At 35.2% G+C, this 20,483-nt stretch carries 17 protein-coding genes; 16 read left to right on the top strand and 1 reads right to left on the bottom strand.

Features of this window, described 5'->3' with window-relative positions:
- Positions 1 to 73: 73 nt before the first annotated feature.
- From JC605_RS20480 to JC605_RS20445, 8 genes are all read left to right on the top strand, one after another.
- A complete protein-coding gene (locus JC605_RS20480; RefSeq protein WP_198857955.1) occupies positions 74 to 1,360 on the top strand; it encodes a TolC family protein in 1,287 nt (428 codons plus the stop codon).
- Between the two features lie 28 nt (positions 1,361 to 1,388).
- Positions 1,389 to 2,477, top strand: coding sequence for an efflux RND transporter periplasmic adaptor subunit (locus tag JC605_RS20475; protein WP_198857954.1), 1,089 nt, complete (start codon positions 1,389 to 1,391; stop codon positions 2,475 to 2,477).
- A gap of 33 nt (positions 2,478 to 2,510) precedes the next feature.
- Positions 2,511 to 5,615, top strand: a complete 3,105-nt coding sequence (locus JC605_RS20470) for an efflux RND transporter permease subunit (protein ID WP_198857953.1) — start codon at positions 2,511 to 2,513, stop codon at positions 5,613 to 5,615.
- 197 nt (positions 5,616 to 5,812) lie between these two features.
- The gene (locus JC605_RS20465; protein WP_198857952.1) at positions 5,813 to 6,226 is read left to right on the top strand and encodes a hypothetical protein; all 414 of its coding nucleotides are present in this window, start codon (positions 5,813 to 5,815) and stop codon (positions 6,224 to 6,226) included.
- A 380-nt stretch (positions 6,227 to 6,606) separates the two neighbouring features.
- On the top strand, positions 6,607 to 6,942 hold the full coding sequence (locus JC605_RS20460; RefSeq protein ID WP_198857951.1) for a hypothetical protein: 336 nt from the start codon (positions 6,607 to 6,609) through the stop codon (positions 6,940 to 6,942).
- 96 nt (positions 6,943 to 7,038) lie between these two features.
- Positions 7,039 to 7,833 (top strand): AraC family transcriptional regulator, encoded by a 795-nt coding sequence (locus JC605_RS20455; protein ID WP_198857950.1) that lies wholly within the window; start codon positions 7,039 to 7,041, stop codon positions 7,831 to 7,833.
- A gap of 327 nt (positions 7,834 to 8,160) precedes the next feature.
- Positions 8,161 to 8,583, top strand: coding sequence for a DoxX family protein (locus tag JC605_RS20450; protein ID WP_198857949.1), 423 nt, complete (start codon positions 8,161 to 8,163; stop codon positions 8,581 to 8,583).
- Positions 8,584 to 8,604: 21 nt separating this feature from the next.
- A complete protein-coding gene (locus JC605_RS20445) occupies positions 8,605 to 8,949 on the top strand; it encodes a cupin domain-containing protein (protein WP_198857948.1) in 345 nt (114 codons plus the stop codon).
- Positions 8,950 to 9,127: 178 nt separating this feature from the next.
- Here JC605_RS20445 and JC605_RS20440 read toward each other — a convergent pair whose 3' ends face one another.
- Positions 9,128 to 9,562: a cupin domain-containing protein gene (locus JC605_RS20440; RefSeq protein ID WP_198857947.1), complete on the bottom strand. Its 435-nt coding sequence runs from the start codon at positions 9,560 to 9,562 to the stop codon at positions 9,128 to 9,130.
- 193 nt (positions 9,563 to 9,755) lie between these two features.
- On the opposite strand from JC605_RS20440, the gene JC605_RS20435 reads away from it, so the two are divergent.
- The 8 genes from JC605_RS20435 to JC605_RS20400 all read left to right on the top strand — a co-directional run bounded on the left by JC605_RS20435 (position 9,756) and on the right by JC605_RS20400 (position 20,443).
- On the top strand, positions 9,756 to 10,679 hold the full coding sequence (locus JC605_RS20435) for an SMP-30/gluconolactonase/LRE family protein (RefSeq protein ID WP_198857946.1): 924 nt from the start codon (positions 9,756 to 9,758) through the stop codon (positions 10,677 to 10,679).
- Positions 10,680 to 11,054: 375 nt separating this feature from the next.
- Complete coding sequence (locus JC605_RS20430; RefSeq protein WP_111377152.1) at positions 11,055 to 11,648, top strand: TetR/AcrR family transcriptional regulator; 594 nt, start codon at positions 11,055 to 11,057, stop codon at positions 11,646 to 11,648.
- Positions 11,649 to 11,896: 248 nt separating this feature from the next.
- Positions 11,897 to 13,114: an efflux RND transporter periplasmic adaptor subunit gene (locus JC605_RS20425; RefSeq protein WP_198857945.1), complete on the top strand. Its 1,218-nt coding sequence runs from the start codon at positions 11,897 to 11,899 to the stop codon at positions 13,112 to 13,114.
- A gap of 12 nt (positions 13,115 to 13,126) precedes the next feature.
- On the top strand, positions 13,127 to 16,291 hold the full coding sequence (locus tag JC605_RS20420) for an efflux RND transporter permease subunit (RefSeq protein WP_198857944.1): 3,165 nt from the start codon (positions 13,127 to 13,129) through the stop codon (positions 16,289 to 16,291).
- Between the two features lie 127 nt (positions 16,292 to 16,418).
- A complete protein-coding gene (locus tag JC605_RS20415; RefSeq protein ID WP_198857943.1) occupies positions 16,419 to 17,837 on the top strand; it encodes a TolC family protein in 1,419 nt (472 codons plus the stop codon).
- A gap of 385 nt (positions 17,838 to 18,222) precedes the next feature.
- Positions 18,223 to 18,684, top strand: a complete 462-nt coding sequence (locus JC605_RS20410; protein ID WP_198857942.1) for a hypothetical protein — start codon at positions 18,223 to 18,225, stop codon at positions 18,682 to 18,684.
- 338 nt (positions 18,685 to 19,022) lie between these two features.
- Complete coding sequence (locus JC605_RS20405) at positions 19,023 to 19,628, top strand: Crp/Fnr family transcriptional regulator (RefSeq protein ID WP_198857941.1); 606 nt, start codon at positions 19,023 to 19,025, stop codon at positions 19,626 to 19,628.
- A gap of 74 nt (positions 19,629 to 19,702) precedes the next feature.
- On the top strand, positions 19,703 to 20,443 hold the full coding sequence (locus tag JC605_RS20400; RefSeq protein WP_198857940.1) for a GNAT family N-acetyltransferase: 741 nt from the start codon (positions 19,703 to 19,705) through the stop codon (positions 20,441 to 20,443).
- The last annotated feature ends 40 nt before the right edge of the window (positions 20,444 to 20,483 follow it).

The following is a 20,483-nucleotide window of genomic DNA, read 5'->3' as shown; positions in this document are numbered from 1 at the left end:
CGTCTTATAACACACATCAAATTAGAGGCTAATACGTCGCAGATAACTTTGCTGCTTATTAAAACTTTTTAATTTGAAACGTATACTTTTAACCCTGCTCGTTATTGCATCGCACAAAGGCGTGGCGCAGCTTAATGCAATAAACGATACAATTGTTCTTTCCAGACCACAGGCCGAGGCTTTGTTTTTGGAGAAGAATATCTCTCTTATTTCCGAAAAACTGAATATCGATATTGCCGATGCGCAGGTTATTCAGGCAAAACTATGGCCCAATCCGACGCTTACAATCGGCGAAATCAACCTTTGGAACAATGCCACAGCACAGCAATTGCCTCCACTTTGGGGAAACTTTGGTACAACTTCGCAAGTTACCGCAGAATTGGAACAGTTGGTTCAGACTGCCGGAAAACGCAAGAAAATGATTGCCATGGAGAAAGTGGGCGTTGATATTGCCAAAGAATACTTCAAAACCTTTTTACGTAATCTCAAAATCGAATTTAGAGCCAATCTTACCGAACTGCAATACAATCAGGCGCAGCAATCAATTTATAAAAAACAGCTTTCGTCTATGCAAACTTTACTGAAAGCTTACGGAAATCAGGTAAAACAAGGCAATGTTGGCAAAGGCGAATACATCAGACTAAAAGCAACTGAACTTCAATTCTTAAAAGAAATAGCCGATTTGCAAAAGGACAATAATGCTTTGCAGAAAGAGCTTAAAGTTTTAATGAATCTTCCGGCAACAAATTATATCAAACTTACTGATGATGGTTTTGTTCCCGATAATAAGAATATTGACAACATCAATTTAGGAAACCTATTGGCTTCGGCTGTTGAAAACCGTCCTGATATGAAAGTGCTTAAACTCGGAAACGATTATAACGACAACAAATACAAATACGAAAAAGCCATGCGAACACCCGATGTTACACTTGGTGTGAGTTATGACCGTGGGGCGAGTTTAATGAATGATTTTGTGGGCGTTGGTTTCTCTCTTGATCTTCCGTTTTTTAATCGAAATCAGGGAAATATAAAAGCCGCAAAACTAGCCATCGATCAGGGGAAATTATTGGCAGAAGAAAAAACAATTACTATCCAATCGGAAGTATTACAATCTTATGAAAATTTACTGGTAACCAAAAAACTGTACGACAGCATCGAAGCTGATTATGAAGGAGATCTGGATAAACTTCTGGAAGCGTATCGTAAAAACTTCCTTCAAAAAAATACCAGCATGTTAGAATATCTTGATTTTGTCGATGCTTACTTAGACAACAAAACCATACTGCTGAATTCTAAAATGGACCTGAACAAAAATCTGGAAGAACTGCGCTATATCTCAGGTCAGGAAATCAATTAAATCTAATTATCAAAAATATAACAATCAAATGAAGAAATTTATTTTACTCCCGATACTTGGGTTAATGCTCGTTTACGGATGTGGCAAAAAAGAAGAAGTTAAAGAAACGAAAGACGAGAAATTTTGCATCGATAAAGCTTTAAAAGAAAAAATTACCATCGAACCCATTCAAAAACGTACTGTAAGCGAATCTATAAACCTTACGGGAAACATTACTTACAATGGCGATCACGTAGTGCAGTTTAACAGTCTTGTAGAAGGAATTATTACCAAAACCAATTTCTCTTTGGGCGATTATGTTCGAAAAGGACAAGTTTTGGCAGAAATAAAAAGTACCGAATTAAACAGCATGCAGTCTGAAAGCAAATCGCTTCAATCTCAGATAACTGTAGCACAACGCAATTTGCAAGCTGCAAAATCGATGTTTGAAGATGGAATTTCGTCACAAAAAGATTTACTGCAGGCACAAAGCGAACTCGACGTTTTAAAATCTTCGCTTGAAAATGTAAGAGCCAATCTGGCTATGTTTAGCGCGAGCAGCGAAAGATCTGTTTTTTTAATTAAAGCGCCTACTGAGGGTTATATCGTAGACAAAAATATAAGTCCAGGAATGCAGATTACAGACAGCAGCGAACCGTTATTTACCATTTCTGACTTAAAAGAAATCTGGGTTTTGGTGAATGTGTATACAAGTAATTTAAAAAACGTATCTGAAAATATGCCTGTAGATGTTACAACTCCAGCATATCCGGGAGAAATTTTTAAAGGAAAAATAAAAATGATGGCCAAAGTTTTTGATGCCGACGAACATGTTTTGAAAGCCAGAATCGTAATGGAAAACAAAAACCTAAAGCTTAAACCCGGAATGACCGCAGATATTACAATCGATAAAAGTCTGGGTGGCGAAATGCTGGAAGCTGTTCCTGCAAAAGCAGTAATTTTTGACAATAATCGCGATCATATTTTAATTTATAAAAATGATTGCACGATAGAAACCAGAGAAATTAATCCGGTTATTAAAAACAACAACTGGGTTTATTTTAAAGACGGAGTTAAAGAAGGCGAAATGGTGATTACCAAAAATCAGCTTTTAATTCACGAACGATTAAAAAACTAATTATCTGCCAAACAGATAAACACAATACAAGACATGAAAAAATTTGTACAAGGTTTAGTTGCTTTCTCGCTAAAAAACTCCCTCATCGTTTTTTTCCTGACAGCTATATTACTAGTTGCCGGCATAGTGAGTTACATTCACACACCAATTGAAGCCTTTCCCGACGTAACCAATACAAGGGCAAGAATTATTACGCAATGGCCAGGAAGAAGTGCCGAAGAAGTGGAGAAATTCATCACGCTTCCTATTTCCAAACAAATGAATACCATTCCAAAAAAAGCAGAAGTGCGTTCTATTTCGCTTTTCGGTTTATCGGTTGTAACCGTATTATTTGATGATGGCGTAGAGGATTTTTATGCACAGCAATATGCTTCAAACCGTCTTAACGGACTGGATCTTCCAGAAGGAGCTGATGTAGAAATCGATCCGCCATCTGGAGCAACGGGCGAGATCTTTAGATATGTAATTAAAAGTGATCTTCCGATTAAAGAAATCAAAGCCATTCAGGATTGGGTCATTGAAAGAGAACTAATCGCCGTTCCCGGAGTTGCCGATGTGGTAAGTTTTGGTGGTGAAGAAAAAATGTTCGAAATCAAAATTAATCCGACACAATTAGAAAATTACAATCTTTCGGCTTTAGACGTTTACGAAGCGGTTTCGAAAAGTAATATCAATGTGGGCGGAGATGTTATTCAGCGTGGCGATCAGGCTTATGTGGTTCGTGGTGTCGGTTTAATTAATAAAGTCGAAGATATTGGCAATATTTTAATTGAAACAAAAGGCGGAGCTCCCGTTTTAGTAAAACACGTAGCCGAAGTTTCGATCTCAGCAAAACCAAGATTAGGACAAGTTGGTTTAGACGGAAATGATGATGTGGTTGAAGGAATTGTAGTCATGCTTCGCGGAGAAAATCCTGGTGAAGTAATCAAAAGACTTAAAGAACGTCTGGCTGAACTTAATGAAAGAGTTTTACCCGATAATGTCAAAATAGTTCCGTTTATTGATCGTACCGAATTGGTAAACACAACTGTAAAAACCGTTACCAAAAACCTTGTTGAAGGTATTTTATTGGTATCGCTAATCGTGTTTATTTTCCTTTACAACTGGAGAACATCGTTGATTGTAGCATCTGTAATTCCGCTTTCGTTTTTGTTTGCTATTGTTATGCTGAGAATTCAGGGATTGCCAGCAAATTTAATTTCGATGGGAGCTTTAGACTTCGGATTACTGCTCGAAGGAACGCTCGTTATTGTCGAACAGGTCTTTGTTTCGCTCGAAAAGAAAGCGCATAAAGTGGGAATGGAACGCTTTAATAGCATGAGTAAAATGGGATTAATCAAGAAAAGTGTCGGCAGCGTAGCGACTTATATTTTCTTTGCCTTAATCATTTTGATTGTAGCGTTGATGCCCATTTTCTCTTTCACGAAAGTGGAAGGAAAAATGTTCTCTCCCCTAGCCTTTACGTTAAGTTATGCGCTTTTAGGCTCATTGCTTTTATCGCTTACCTACGTTCCAGCAATGTGTAAAGTCATGCTGACGAAAAACATTGTCGAGAAAGAAAATATGATTTCGCGTTTCTTTAGAGAAAACCTTTTTAAACTGTTTCAATGGAGTACCAAACATCGTAAAGCTACTTTTTATGCATTTTTAGCTTTATTAGCGGTATGTTGCGCGAGGTTTGCTTTTTACGGATCAGAATTTATTCCGAAACTGAATGAAGGGGCTATTTACGTAAGAGCAACATTACCAAACAGCATCAACCTCGATGAATCGGTCAGATTGACTAAGGAAATGAAAGCCAAAATAAGGAAGTTTGAAGAAGTAAAATTTGTGCTTTCTCAAACCGGAAGACCGAACGACGGAACAGATCCAACAGGGTTTTTCAATATCGAATTTCATATCGAATTAAAGCATAAAGACGAATGGAAGCACGACATCAGTAAAGAAGAGTTAATTGCTGAGATCAAAAAAGTGCTCGATGTATATCCCGGAATTGCCTTTGGTTTCAGTCAGCCCATTCAGGATAATGTCGAAGAATATGTTGCTGGAGTCAAAAGTCCTCTGGCGATTAAGATTTTTGGAAGCGACCTTTTTCAATTGGAAGAAATGGCTGCTAAAGTTGCCAATTCAATCAAAGATGTAAAAGGAATTGAAGATATTAATGTCTACAAAAACATTGGATTGCCAGAATTACGAATTCAGCTTGACGACGAAAAAATGGCGCGTTATGCCGTTACTACTGCCGATGCGCAAGCCGTAATTAGAATGACCATTGGCGGACAAGCGGCAACCAAATTTTATGACGATGAAAAGATATTTGATATCACATTACGTTTTGAAAAAGAATATCGTGATTCTAAAGAAAAAATTGAAGGTATTCTTATTCCGACCCTAAATGGCAAAAAAGTGCCGTTAAAAGAAATTGCAACGGTAGATTACAAAACAGGTCCAACCTTTATTTACCGTGAAGGAAACAGCCGTTATATTGCCGTTGGATTTAGTATTGAAGGGCGAGATTTAGGAAGCACGATTGATGAAGCACAGAAAAAAGTAGCTGCCGAAGTAAAACTTCCAAAAGAAAACGTCATGAAATGGGCAGGAGAATTTGAAAGCAAAGAAAGAGCAACCAAACAATTGGCGATGATTATTCCTGTGGTTTTGGTCTTAATTTTATGTCTGTTGTATTTCAATTTTGGAAATTTCAAAGACACTATGATTGCTGTAACCGCAATGCCTTATGCTTTTATCGGCGGATTCCTGTCGCTTTGGGTAACGGGAACCGTTTTCGGAATCTCGGCTGGAATTGGGTTTATTATTCTCTTTGGAGTGAGCGCGATCGACAGTATCGTCCTCATCGGAATGATTCGAGAAAATATGCGAAATGGAATGCATTTAAAAGACGCTATTTCGCACGGAATTCACAGCAGAATTCGTCCTATTGTGATGATTGCCCTTATGGGATCTTTAGGATTGCTTCCTGCTGCTTTATCTACTGGAATGGGTTCTGAAGTGCAAAAACCATTAGCTATTATGATTGTGGGTGGTTTAATAACGTGTATGATTTTATCGCTTACCGTTTTACCACAAGTATTTTATTGGTTTTACCGCAAAAAAGATCCAAGTAATACAGAATCTTAATCTTACTTCTATATATTTTTTGAAAAAGCATCTTTAGACATTTGGTTTAAAGGTGCTTTTATTGAAATAAAACGAGTCGTAAAAATACCTTATAATAATATAATTAAAACTTTTACAGGCAAATCATTTCGAAAAACACATTTCTACAAAATATCTATTAAGCGATTTAAAATAATACTCTTTTTAAATTTTCTTTTATGAAACAGAAAGTCAACCATCAAAACGCTGACGAAATATCGGAAGCAGAGTTACTGCATCATGTCAGACTTAGTATTAATCCGAAATTTCAGGATTGGGTTTTGTTTAAAAATGGAACATATATCATTTTTGAACATGTAGATAAGATTTCCAATCTGGAAATTGAAGCCATAAAACTTATACAAAAGTTTGGGCCTGTTTATAAAGGGCAACGATCTCAAGATTATGATATCACTAGTTTAAAAAACACAAAAGGCTGGATTGTTTCCGGACACGGTTACGGAATATACACTTATGTAAGTCCACTCGAAATAAAATCAAAAAAAACAAATACTGCAATTGGTTTATTCGGGCGCGGAAAAAGAGATTTAGACGGTAGAAATCCTGTTATTATTCATGTTAATCGAAAATGAACTGGCAAAACAACAAAGAGACTAAAGAAACAAAATAACCTGCATTTTGCTTTATATTTATTAACTCTCAACCGTACACATTCTTAGAATGCCACATATTAAAATTTTGATTTAGTTTTAAAATTCAAATTACAATCTATTCAAGGACAGCAACTAATTAGTTACTGTCCTTTTTTATTTGCTTTTTTTCAAAGCAAATCTCTTTATTCAAATCTTCTACAATTGGCAGTCTTGATAGGATTCAAATCCATGATTCCATACCTGACGGAAATATGCTTAAAAAAACCTTATTTTGACATAAAAATAACTTTTAGGGGTAATGCCAATAAAATTTGCGGTTATAAATTTACTATTCCAAGACAACTTAAATACCACTTCCTATGCCACTAACAAAAAAAATTGTAGAACTAACGTCCAAAAAATACAGCACCAATATTACCATTTTGGGCGATTATGAGGACAGCGACAATACTTCGATCCTTGATAATGATAATGGGACAATCTTAGTCGTTTCAGATAAAGATCAGTTTTATTTCAAAGATCAACACCGCAATCTCTGGCTCTCGGTTCTAGATTCATTTCATATAGATGGAAAACAGCATTATCCTGAACTTGGAGATTCTTACACGCTTAAGCATGGAGTACAATACAGTTTTACTACAAAAGAAGCAATTGTAGAAATGGCTTCTAATTATTTTGCAAAACATGCTGATTAATGTTATGAAGCTCGAAAAACTATTTCTTTAAATACATAACTTTACAAAATCTTAGCTCCCGATAGCTATCGGGATTGCGCTAAAAATCAAAAGCAAATGATTGAAATAAAGACGTTTGAACAAGCAGAAGATTTAAAGCATCCTAGACGTGTATTAAAATATGTCCTTCTTTTTTGTACATCTGGCGAAATAACGCTTTCGGTAGATGAAAACGAATATCTAATCACCAAAAATTCGGTCTTAACAATAACGTCTGGTCAAATTCATTTTATAAAAAACAGCAGCAACGCAACCGGGTTTGTTCTCGAATTTACTTATGATTTCTTCTGCAAAAATGATAATGACATTGAGCTGATTTTCCACAACAGCTTGTTCTGTCATTTTGCAATGAATGAAGTGATAAAAGTAGATGACGATAAATTGGTTGTCGATGCTTTACAGCTTATTCAGCAGGAAATTACCCAAAAACCGTATCAATACCTCATCTCTATTCACTCTAGAATTCAATTGATTTTAATCGAAATCAATCGTTCTAAAATAAAATTGGGAGAAGAAATCTACAAACCAGACGCTTTGTTTCTACATTTTCTAGAAGCTATTCGAGGGAATTTTGACAAAAATCTTTCGGTAAATGAAATCGCCAATTTAATCGGTACAACCGAAACCAAATTAAACGAACTCTCTAAACTGCATTGCAATAAAACAGCTCAAAATATCATTTTTGGATTAGTTATTTCTGAAGCAAAACGTTTGTTTACTTATGAGAAATTATCGGTAAAAGAAACCGCTTATGCTTTAGGTTTTAATGATCCTTTCTATTTTTCAAACTTCTTTAAAAAACACACCAATATTTCTCCGAAATCTTATAAGGAGAAAGTTGTTCAATTGTAGCGATTGTTTTGTTGAACGCAGAAAATTGCTCACAAAGTCACAGATTTGCAAAGTTTTATATCATTTTATGTCATTTCGACGAAGGAGGCTCGAGCGATAGCGAACTGGCGAAGCAAATCTTCGTGAGAAGCTCCACAAAGATTGGCTTTTAGAAACGGAGCCACTTGTGAAGATTTCTCCTTCGTCGAAATGACAAATAGTACGTTATATTAGTCAAAAGACTTTTTGATTTCAAGCATAATTACATGCTTTTTCCAAGATTCTCTATTCTTTAAAAAGAGCCACAGCCTGATCTTTGTATCTGATTAATTACTAATAAAATAGTTTATGAAAAGATATCAGGATTATGCCATTTTGCTTTTACGAATCGCAATTGCAATTGGATTTTTATCTGCCGTTTCGAGTCGGTTGGGTTTGCTTGGAAAACAATCTTCGGGATGGGAAAATTTTCTGGCGTACGCCGAACAAGTAAATTCCTTTTTACCACAAAGTTTTATTCCGTCAATTGCAATTATCAGCACTTTTCTAGAAACTTTATTTGCTGTTTTATTGCTGATTGGATATCAAACCAGAAAAACTGCCATTGGCGTTTCTATCTTAACTTTTCTATTTGCGTTGGCAATGACTTATTCCTTCGGAATAAAAAATCCTCTTGATTATTCTGTATTTGTCTTTTCCATGGGCGCTTTTCTCTTAGCAACTGCCGACAAATACCGATGGAGTTTGGATGAATATCTTTTGAAAAATTAACTAATATAAATTGGAATAACTATGGAAACTAAAATCACAAAAAGCAATGAATTAGAGTGGAAACCACTTCAAGAAGAAGGTGTAAAAACAGATGGAATTTATGCTAAAGTATTACGCTTTGATACCGCTACTAACCGTCCACCTACTTTTCTTTTAAAATTTGAGCCCGGCGCGTCGTACCCAAATCATGTACATCCAGCGGGTGAAGAAATTTATGTTCTAGAAGGTGAAGTACGCTCTGGAAAAGACGAATTAAAAGCTGGCGATTATTTATACATGCCACCAGGAAGCACGCATTCTGTATTTTCTAGAACTGGCTGTACGCTTTTGTTTATGATTCCTGAAGAAGTTGTTATATTGAAGTAAATAAAATATTCAGTGGCCTCCTACTTTAGCTGGAAGCTTATTCGTAACTCTTTATTAACGCTTTAGCCAAATGTGTTTTTTGGCTAAAGCCTTTTTCATTTACTAAATTATTAACCTCCAGCTAAAGCTAGAGGCAATTTAAATAATTACATTTTTTTTTTGAACTTCTGCAATATATTTACCTCAAATCCTTTTTAATAACCAAATATTTCAAATCTGTTTTACCTGCATTACTAATTCCGTGTTCGGCATTTGGTGGACAATAGAAACTGGTATTTGGACCAGCTGTAATGGTTTTTCCGTCAAGGAAGAATTCTGCGGTTCCTTCCAAGATATAGAAAAATTCTTCTTCAGGATGGTGATGTGGCGCATGCGTCGATTTTCCAGGTTCGACGATGCTCATTTTTAAAGTGTTTTCTTGAGTGAAATCTTTATTGGCAAACCAATATTGATAGCCTACTTTGGTTTTGGTGGCTTTATTTATATCAAAATGATTGACACAGTTTTCGATGGTGTATTGTGGTGATGCAGTTTCTTTTTTAATTTCTTGAGAGAAAATCTGTTGGAAAAATAAAACAGCGATTGTGGTTTTTAGGATAGTTAGCGTTTTCATTTTTTTATTGTAATGTTACGAAAAAATGCTTTTAATAAATTGAGATTAAAATAAAACTCCAATTTTTGTCTTTAAAATCATATTCTCCAAAAAATCTTCAATTATACGCAAATTTGAACCCGACTTTGCAGAATATCAAAAATAAAAATTACTTTTAAAAACGCTTTAAAAGCATTTTTTAAACCTATTTATAATGACCCCATTCCAACCTAAAATAAAATCATATTTTTTATTTCTTATTACTTTAACTTTTACAAATTTTATATGCGCTCAGACATCAAAAGAAAAAAGCTATTCCATAATAGCAAAAGGTGCAGTTCTTACAAAACTATCGGATCAATTCAGTTTTACAGAAGGACCTGCATCTGATAAGAAAGGAAATATTTATTTTACGGATCAGCCTAATAATAGAATCATGAAATGGTCCGTAAATGGTAAACTCTCTGTTTTTATGAAAAATGCAGGAAGAGCTAACGGTTTGTATTTTGATCACAAAGGCAATCTTTTGGCTTGCGCCGATGAAAAAAATCAACTTTGGAAAATAGACCAAAACAAAAATTATACGGTAATACTAAACAACTTTGAAGGAAAAAGGCTGAATGGTCCAAATGATCTTTGGGTTGATCCAAAAGGCGGTATCTATTTTACAGACCCTTTTTACCAAAGGGATTACTGGACACATACCTCCAAAGAAATAGAGAAAGAATGCGTTTACTATTTATCTCCGGATAAATCCAAAATTACCAACGTTGAGAATGATCTTGTAAAACCAAATGGCATTATTGGGACTTCGGATGGAAAAACCCTATACGTAGCGGATATAGCAGGAAATAAAACATACTCTTATACAATCGAAAGTAATGGTTCTTTAAGTAAAAAGACGCTGTTTACTGAATCAGGTTCAGATGGAATGACAATAGATGAGTCGGGAAATATTTACTTATGCGGAAAAGGAGTTACCATATTCAATCCACAAGGAGAAAAAATAGCTCATATTGATGTTCCTGAACCTTGGACAGCTAACGTTTGCTTTGGAGGGAAAAAATTTAAAACGTTATTTATTACTGCGGGTAAAAGTGTTTATACGATAGAAATGAATGTTCGCGGAATGAAGTAATCAATAAATCATCGATTTTATTATCGATTTTTCACAATCTTGTCATTTCGAGGAAAGAGAAATGACAAACTTTGTGGTAAACTTTGACAAAGTTCTAATGAAAAAATTTATGTTCTCTCCTAGCCCCGATCGAAATGGCATCTTTTTGTGGTGGGGTTCACCACAAAAAATATAATGTAGAGCGGGACAAAACGTTCTTAAAAACGAAAAATGTCCTGCTTCTAAAAAATATTAAAAGCGAAAACCTCAATAAATTCAAGGCTTCCTGATCTATCTATGGAACAATAAGAAAATATTATGGTAAAAATATTTCATAATCAGAAAATCTGCCATACATTTGCCTAACAGTGTTAAACGATTTAATACTTGAATACAATGGCTAGCAAAGATCGAATTTTAAGACAAAAAGAAGAGACAAGGAACAATATCCTTGGCGCTGCTTATGATATCGTAAAAGATGAAGGCTGGAATGGTTTGAGTATGCGTAAAATTGCCGACAGAATCGAATATACTGCTCCTATTATTTATGAATATTTCTCGAATAAAGAAGCAATACTAGAAGAACTGACAGGCAAAGGTTTTTTAAAACTGGCTAAAGAGTTGCAAACTGCAAAAGATAAGTTTGAAAAACCCGAAGATCAGTTAGAAGCCATGTGGATGACTTATTGGGATTTCGCTTTTACTAATACTGAAATGTATCAACTTATGTTTGGTGTTCAAATGACTTGCTGTGCACAGCGATGTTCGGCTCAGGAAGCACCTTACAAATTGTTTACTGGTGTTATTGCTGAAATTATGAAAGACAGCAATCCTAGTGAAGATATCATTAAACAAAAATATTTTACTTTCTTTTCTGTTATTCATGGTTTAATCGCCATCAACATCATTAACAAGAGTGATATTTTAGAAACAATAAATGCTCAGATTTTGAAGGATGCTATTACTGGTATCATCAAATCTATACAATAAAAAAAATTTTCAATTTTACTTAACAGTGTAAAATGATTTAAACGGGATAATGTAAAATCCTTTTTTTTATAACTTTCGCTTAACACTGTTAGAAAATTTAATAAAGGTAATAAAAGCTCTTTTTTTAGACTTTTACTTAACAACGTTAGATAATTTAATACTGATTCGAAATAGAATTGGAAAGGATTACTGTATGGAAATTTGCGCACTTTTACTTAACAACGTTAGATAATTTAATTCAATTAAATATGAATCCCGAGAATGCCAGAATGCCAAAGAATTTTATCCGAGAAAATGTTCAACCAATTAAAACCACTATGAAAATGAAAAATGTAATTATAACCAGTTTTATTCTGGCCTTAGTATTAAGCAGCTGTGGCGACAAAAATCAAGCGCCTACTCCACCACCACCACCGGTTTTACCAGTTTTAGCAATCACAAGTGCCAATACAACTACTGATGCTGAATATCCTGCTTCTATACAAGGAACTGTTGATGTTGAAATTCGTCCACAAGTAAGCGGAAACCTAGACAGAATTTATGTTGACGAAGGAGCTTATGTAAGCAAAGGACAAACTTTATTCAAAATCAATGAGCGTCCGTACCGTGAGCAGTTAAACAATGCCTTAGCAAGTCTACACGCAGCAGAAGCGGCTTTGATCAATGCTAATCTAGAAGTTGATAAATTGACTCCACTAGTACAAAACAAAGTAGTTTCTGATTATCAGTTAAAAACAGCTAAGGCTTCTCAGAAAATTGCTGCTGCCAATATCGAACAAGCAAAAGCAATGGTAGGTTCTGCTAAAATTAATTTAGGCTATACAAACGTAACTGCTCCAGTGAGCGGATACATTGGAAGATTACCAAAAAAACAAGGAAGTTTAGTTTCTGCTACTGATGTTGAAGCCCTTACTACTTTATCAGATGTTCACGAAGTATTCGCTTATTTCTCTTTAGGTGAAACTGATTTCATCAACTTTAAAGAGCAATATAAAGGAAGTTCTCTTGGTGATAAAATCAAAAAATTACCTCCAGTTACTTTGATTTTGGCTGATAACAATGCGTATCCTCAAACAGGAAAAATTGATATGGTTGACGGTCAGTTTGATAAAACTACAGGCGCGATCACTATTAGAGCGACTTTCCCAAATGCAAACGGAACATTACGTTCTGGAAACACAGGAAGAATCCGTTTAGGATTAAACCACAATGATGCGATTTTGGTTCCGCAAGCAGCTACTGTTGAAATGCAAGACAAAGTATTTGTTTTCACAGTTGGAAAAGATAACAAAGTAACCAAAATGCCAATTACCGTTGTAGGGAAAAGTGGTGCAAATTACTTAATTAAAGACGGTGTAAAATCTGGTGACCAAATCGTGTTGAGCGGTATTGACAAACTTCAGGACGGACAAGCGATTCAGCCTGAAAAATCAACTAAAGTTGCCGAAGTAACTAACAAAAAATAATTATAAAATCAAATGTTCAAAATATTTATACAAAGACCAGTACTTGCAACTGTTATCTCCATTTTATTGGTGATTCTGGGTGTACTTGGTTTAACTAAACTGCCTTTACAACAGTTTCCTGATATTGCGCCTCCATCAGTTTTGGTAACGGCGGTATATCCTGGAGCTAACGCAGAAACGGTTTTACGTTCTGTGGCACCTTCTCTAGAAGAGTCTATAAATGGTGTAGAAAACATGACTTATATGAGTTCTACTGCCAGTAACGATGGTACTTTGGCTATTACTGTTTTCTTTAAATTGGGAACAAACGCCGATCAAGCTGCAGTAAACGTACAAAACCGTGTCGCGCAGGCAACAAGCCAGCTTCCTGCCGAGGTTGTTCAGCAAGGTATTATTACAGCTAAACAGCAAAACAGTTTCATCATGGCAATTGGTATGTATACCGAAGATGAAGCTAAATATGATCAAACTTTTATTGCTAATTACGCTCAGATTAATATTATTCCCGAGTTGAAACGTATTCCGGGTGTAGGTTCTGCAAGTATTTTTGGTGGTGTAAAAGACTATTCTATGCGTGTCTGGTTAAATCCAACACAGATGTCTACTTACAAAGTAACGCCAAGCGAAGTTATGGCTGCGATTCAGGACAAAAGTTTGGAAGCTGCACCAGGAAAATTTGGAGAAAGAAGTACGGAAGTTTTTGAATACGTAATTAAATACAAAGGAAAACTAACCAAACCTGAGGATTACCAAAATATTGCGATTCGTTCTAATCCTGATGGTTCTGTTCTTCGTTTAAAAGACGTTGCTAGAGTAGAATTAGGTGCTTACTCTTACACCAGTTTAACACGTTTAAATGGTAAAAAAGGAATCGTAATTGGGGTTATTCAGTTAGCTGGATCAAATTCTAATGATATTCAGATTGCTATTAATAAAATGATGGAAAAAGCTTCTAAAGATTTTCCAACAGGCATTAAACACAATATTTTCTATAGTACAAAAGTATCTCTAGACCAATCAATCGAACAGGTTGAACATACCTTAGTTGAAGCTTTCATCTTAGTTTTCATCGTGGTATTTATCTTCCTGCAAGATTTTAGATCAACATTAATTCCGGCTATTGCTGTACCTGTAGCAATTTTAGGAACGTTCTTCTTCATGCAGTTATTCGGATTTTCGATCAACCTTTTAACGCTTTTCGCATTAATTCTGGCGATTGGTATTGTGGTCGATGATGCCATTGTGGTAGTCGAAGCGGTGCATGCGAAAATGGAGCATAAACGTTTGTCTCCAAAAATCGCAACCCATGAAGCAATGCACGAAATAACGGGTGCTATTATCTCGATTACGCTGGTAATGGCTGCTGTATTCCTGCCGGTTGGTTTTATGGAAGGCTCTACAGGAGTTTTCTATCGTCAGTTTGCCTTTACGATGGCGATTGCAATTGTAATTTCGGCTGTTAATGCCTTAACATTGAGTCCAGCTCTTGCGGCATTGTTCTTAAAAGACAATCACGGATCTCACGATCACGATGCACCGTATGAGAAAAAAGGATTTAAAGAAAAGTTCTTTAGCACTTTCAATAGCAGTTTTGACTCGCTTACGAATCGTTATGTTGGCGGACTTAAATTCTTAATTAGAAGAAAATGGTTGAGTTTAGGAGGTTTGGCTTTAATCACATTAGCAACCGTGTTAATGGTTAAAACAACTCCATCTGGATTTATTCCAACAGAAGACCAAGGATTTATTGCAATCTCAGTAAATACGCCTTCTGGAACATCTCTTGACGGAACTCAAAAAGTAATGACTGAAGCTGAAAATACTTTAAGAGGTTTAGAGTCTTCACGATTTGTAACAGCGGTTTCTGGTTTCAACTTATTAACAAATTCAACAAGTCCATCTGCTGCTGTAGTTTTCGTATTGCTAAAACCAAATGAAGATCGTGGTTCTCTTAAAAACATTGACGAAATCATGAATCAGGTTCGCGGTAAATTGGGTGAAATTTCTGGAGGAAGTTTCTTCGTATTCAGTTTCCCAACCGTTCCAGGATTTAGTAACGTTGAAGCTTTAGATTTGGTTCTTCAAGATAAAACTGGAGGAAAACTGGATAAATTCAGTGGTATTTCTCAAAATTTCATCGGCGAATTAATGAAACGTCCTGAAATTGCTGTTGCCTTTACAAGTTTTAAAGCTGATTATCCACAATTACAATTGGATATCAACGACGAAAAAGCGAATCAGTTAGGTGTAAATGTAAAAGACATTTTACAGACTATGCAAGCCTATTTTGGTAGTGCGCAGGCATCAGACTTTAACCGATTTGGTAAATATTACCGTGTGGTCGTTCAAGCTGATATTGCCGATAGAGCAGATCCAACTGCAATTGATCGTGTATTCGTAAAAAACAAAACTGGCGAAATGGTGCCGATAAATACTTTAGTAAAACTAACTCGTATTTATGGTTCTGAAACCGCTTCTAGATATAATTTGTTTAACTCAATTTCTATTAATGCCATTCCGAAACCTGGATTTAGTTCTGGAGATGCCATTAAAGCAATTGAAGAAGTAGCAAAACAACAATTGCCTGCAGGTTACGGGTTTGAATTCTCGGGCCAAACGCGTGAAGAGATTTCTTCGGGAGGTCAATCGGCTACAATTTTCTTACTGTGTTTGATATTCATTTATTTCTTACTTGCTGCACAGTATGAGAGTTATATCCTTCCTCTAGCAGTTATTTTATCAATTCCTGCAGGTATTTTTGGAGTATTTGTGGCTATCGGTTTAACAGGAATCGAAAACAACATTTACGTACAAGTTGCACTTGTCATGCTGATTGGACTTCTCGCTAAAAATGCCATTTTGATTGTGGAATTTGCAGCGCAAAGAAGAAGATCTGGACAAGGTTTAATTGCAGCTTCAATTAGTGCAGCAAAATTACGTCTGCGACCAATTATTATGACGTCTCTTGCCTTTGTGGTAGGTCTTGTGCCAATGATGAGCGCAAAAGGCCCATCGGCTCAAGGAAATCATTCGATTAGTATTGGAGCAGCAGGCGGAATGCTTTCTGGAGTAATTCTAGGATTATTTATTATCCCAGTATTATTCATTGTGTTCCAGCATTTACAAGAAAAATTCAGCGGAAAACCAATCGCTGTAGTTCACAACGAAGAAAAATAAAATATGGAAAACTATATAACGACAATCCTTGTTGCCATCATATTTGGCATCGGATACATATCATACAGAATCTCGAAAGATCTTGAAACTAGAAAAGATACTTGTACAGAAATCTAATAAAAAGACAATGAAAAATTATATAACCAAAATCGTGACCTTCGCCATTCTGATCACGACAATAATATCCTGTAAAGTCTCAAAGGATATTGAAACTCCTAAAGATGCATTTCCTGAAAATTTCAGGAATGCATCGGTTTCGAGTGATACAACAAGTATTGCCGATATTGAGTGGAAAAACTTCTTTGCAGAAAAAGATATTGTTGAATTGATTGACAGCGCGGTTGCTAGAAATAACGACCTGCTTATTGCAGAGAAAAACATCGAAATTGCGCAATACAGATTTACACAATCTAAATGGGGAAATGTTCCTCAGGTTAATTTATTTGTAAATGCCAATACAAGCAATCCTTCTGACAATAGTTTTACAGGAATGAACTTGAATCAGGCTTTAGGCGCTAAACATATTGATGATTATTCTGCTGGAGCTTCACTTTCTTGGGAAGCTGATATTTGGGGAAAGATCAGAAACCAAAAGAAAGGAGCTTACGCAGGATATCTTCAATCTGCAGAAGTAAAAAAAGCATTGCAGACTAATATTGTTGCTAATGTTTCAAGAGGCTATTACAATCTTTTGATGCTAGATGCTCAACTAAAAATTGCACAGCAAAACCTAAGATTAAACGACAGTACGACCAATATTATTAAGTTAAAATATGATGCTGGTCAAGTAACCACTTTAGCAATTCAACAGTCTGAAGCACAGAAATTAAACTCAGAACAATTGATTCCGTTATTGGAACAAAATATTGCTATTCAAGAAAATGCTTTAAGTGTTTTAACCGGTTCATTCCCAAATTCAAAACAAAGAACCATTCTTTTAAATTCAATTGAAATTAAAAGTAATCCAGCAATTGGAATTCCTTCTTCGTTAGTAGGCAGAAGACCAGACGTAAAAAGTGCTGAATTAGCCCTTAAAGTAGCAAACGCAAATGTCGGTATCACAAAAGCGGATTTATACCCAGCTCTTAGAATTACGGCGCAAGGCGGTTTGAACTCTTTCGAAACGAGCAGCTGGTTCAATATTCCAGCTTCTCTATTCGGAACTGTTGCAGGTGGCTTAACTCAACCAATTCTAAACAATAAAAGAGTTAGAACGCAATATAATATCGCTGTAGCAGAAAGAGAAAAAGCAGTCTTAAGTTTTAGACAAGCAGTTTTGGTAGCTGTTAGCGAAGTTTCGGATGCTTTGGTAAAAGTGGAAAAATTACAGCAACAAGAAAAGTTCTTAAAAGAAAAAGTAAAAACGTTGCAGCAGGCAATTAAAAATTCAAACTTGTTATTCCAAAACGGATTAGCAGAATATCTTGAAGTTTTAACTGCACAAGCAAATCTTTTACAAAGCGAATTAGAATTAGCTGATCTTAAAAGACAACAACTCACAGCCAATACAGATTTGTACCGTGCTCTAGGCGGAGGCTGGAAATAATACCCGTTACCCGTTAATTATTTATTTTTTGAGATGAAAACGCTGTGGAACCTTATGGTTTCATGGCGTTTTTTGTTTTTTTTAATTTGCCAAGAAGGCGCTAAGACATGAAGATTTTTTTAAAGTCTCTCACAGATTTCGCGAATTTTTTCTCATTTTTTGTCTTCCAGAGCGAAGTCGTAGGATGCGCTTAGTTAGACACACTAGATGGATTAAGCATGTGTCCCTCGACTTCGCTCAGGAAGACAAACCTTTGTAGAATTTCTAGTGCGATTTCTCTTTTGTTTAAATAACAAAATAAAACTTATTTTTCTTACTTTTGCCAAACAAAACCCTATGTTTTCTAACCTTTACGCCACAATAACGAATTAAAAAAATTAAACTAATGAAAAAAATAGCATGCTTCGCTCTTTTAGCTTTACTTTTTACAAATTGCAAACAAAACAATTCAGAGAAAGAATTAGAATCAGCTAAAACTCCGGCTGATACTATTACCGTAGTCAAAGAAGAAATAAAAGAGGAGAATCCAGAAGAAGGAGATTGTAAGGACATAGAAGTAGAAATGGGATCTGGAAGAGAATGCATTCTAAAAGATACAGATATTAATGAGGTTTATCACAACATCATTAAAAACAAAGAAGTAGATGAATCAGAGTATTATTTAACTACTCTTCCAACTGAAAAAAAATCTATTGAGGTAAACAAAGAAGGATTAATCTCTATTGATTATGAAATTTTTAAAGACAAAGTAGCTATTTCGATGAATTACGAAGGTGGTGTGACAGAAGTAACACTAGAAAAAATAAATAATACAGTTAAAAAAAGCATTTTTCATTATGCTGATTAAGCTCTAAAATGATTTGAATAACTTTTGATTAAACCGCTAAAAGCTCTGAGTTTTTAGCGGTTTTAAATTTTTTGCTGCTAAGGCTCGAAATGATCTATTTTTAAGTCTCTCGCAGATTATGCAGATTTATTCTCATTTTTGTCATTTCGACGAAGGAGAAATCTCCACAAGCAGCTCCGCAACGAGAATCAATCTTTGTAGAGTTTCTCGCGAAGATTTCTCCTTCGTCGAAATGACAAAATTGCGCTTATTTCTTTATTTTTGAATAGTAAATCTAGTGCCTTAAAATAAAAAAAACTTTGTGCCTTAGCGCCTTTGTGGCAAAACCAAACCAATCTATGACTTTCAACAAAGAAACATACCTCAACAATCTAAAATTATACTTCGAAAGTTACGCTCCTATCTCTGAACAGTCATGGAAATTGATTGAAGGCTTGACAGATTTTCAGACAATCAAAAAAGGAGAAATACTACTAGAAAATGGGGAAATCTGCAAAAATATGTATTTTATTGCTAAAGGAATTTTACGAACTTTTATTACCGATGAGCAAGGAAATTTCTATAACAAAAACCTTTTTTTCGAAAACAGGCTTGCATGCTCTAAAGTTTCATCAATGCTGCAAACTCCCTCAGACTTTACGATCGAAGCTTTAGAAGACTGTATTTTAATCCAACTTAATTACAAAAAATACATTCAGTTGATTACCGAAAATGATGATCTTAAAAACTTCTACATTGCATATTTGGAAAAAAACTGGATTATCGAAAAAGAACAGAGGGAAGTGGCGCTAGTAATGCAAAATGCAACCGAAAGATATCTTAATCTTCTTGAGACGCATCCAACAATCGCTGATCGAGTTCCGTTATTGCATATTGCTTCGCATTTGGGCATTACACCAACACAGCTAAGCAGAATCAGAAAAAGTCTCGAAAAAGAATTGTAAATCAACATATGTAAAGGTTTTTCAAGAAAGCTAGTTTTATCTTTGCTATAGATTTAAATTCGATATTCGAAAAAATGAAAAATACAGCCCTTGTAAAAGATAATATTGACAATCTTACAACACTTTGGAGAACCGTTGCTACTCCTCTCCTTTCTTATCATAAAAACGATCCGTTTCAATTCAGTCAGATAAAAAACTCAGGTTGGCCAAATCGACTGTGGTTCAGAGAAGATATTACAGAAGAAAATCTGCCACAGATTCTTGAAATTATAGACCAAAATCCAGGGTTGATCATTCCGTATTGGGATATTTTCGGAAGCAATTCAAAAGAAGTTTTCGATAAAAACCAATTTCAAATACGAATTCAGCTAATGGCAATGGCTTTAAAACTGGGAGAAAAATTTCCTCTTGAAAAGAATCTGACTTTTAAGAGAGTTTTAAATGAAAAAGATGCTGAAGCATGGTCAGATATTTATCCATTATCTTTTAGTTATGTAATTAGTAAAGAAACGCTAGTTCATAATTATGAAAATGTCCAGTTTTATTTGGTTCATCTAGATGAGAAACCAATAGGAACGCTTACTCTTTTTCAAACAGGAAATGTTATGGGAATTCATGGTGTTGGAGTAATTCCAGAAATGCGCAAAAAAGGTTTAGCCGAAGAAATAATGAAGTTTGCCATCAACGAAGCCATTGACGCTGGTACTGAATATGCACATTTACAAGCTTCTCCATTAGGAAAAGGCATTTATACAAGACTAGGCTTCGAAGATTTGTTTCTGATAACGAACTACTTTTTAAAACCCAATATTTAAAAATCAAAATTCCAATTTGCTTGCTTTACGGTTATTTTCT

Origin of the sequence: Flavobacterium sp. IB48, assembly GCF_016405855.1 — a bacterium.
Lineage (GTDB): Bacteria > Bacteroidota > Bacteroidia > Flavobacteriales > Flavobacteriaceae > Flavobacterium > Flavobacterium ginsengisoli.
Note: the sequence above shows the minus strand (reverse complement) of the source record. Positions and strands in the feature narration are given on the sequence as shown.